Origin of the sequence: Nitrosopumilus sp. b1, assembly GCF_014078545.1 — an archaeon.
Taxonomy (GTDB): domain Archaea; phylum Thermoproteota; class Nitrososphaeria; order Nitrososphaerales; family Nitrosopumilaceae; genus PXYB01.
Genome location: NZ_MU078811.1, coordinates 1 through 562, shown reverse-complemented (window position 1 = coordinate 562; position 562 = coordinate 1). Strand labels below are relative to the sequence as shown.

At 34.0% G+C, this 562-nt stretch carries 1 protein-coding gene; it reads right to left on the bottom strand.

Features of this window, described 5'->3' with window-relative positions:
* The coding region (locus C6988_RS11055; RefSeq protein ID WP_182135507.1) for an ERCC4 domain-containing protein at positions 1-562 on the bottom strand (562 nt) is incomplete at both ends.

Sequence of the window (562 nt, the reverse complement as noted above, 5' to 3'; positions counted from 1 at the left end):
TGCTAGCTCAGATAAAGATGCATTAAATACACGTAAGGGGTTGCCAAATTTTTCTAGCATACGAATTGCTAATTTTTCACCAACTCCTGGAAGACTAGTGAGAGAAGATAATTGCTGTTTTTGAATATCATTTGATTTTTTAATTTTTTTAAGGAAAGGTCCTTGCTGTCCTTCTTTTCTAGAGCACATTGAGACTAGGAGTTTTGCTGTATGTGTTGCGCTTGGAGTAGGAATAATAGGTATTTTAAAATCAATTGCAACACGAGACACTGCACCATAAAAAATTAGAGGGTTTTCAGTGATTTCTTCAATTTCATCTACATTTCCTTCCATCAAAATAATTGGAAATTGAAAATGTTCTTTTAATCTACTACATTGATCAAATAATCTTCCATCAAAAACTGATGATACCAAGTCATGCAGACTTTTTCTTTCAACGACAGTTTCTGGTGCAACAATATAATCACCTACAGGCAATGTTTTTACTTCCATGTTTATTCCAACGGCTCTAAGCAATTCAGGAATTCCGCTTTTTCTTTCTCTCTCATCTACAACTATTCGT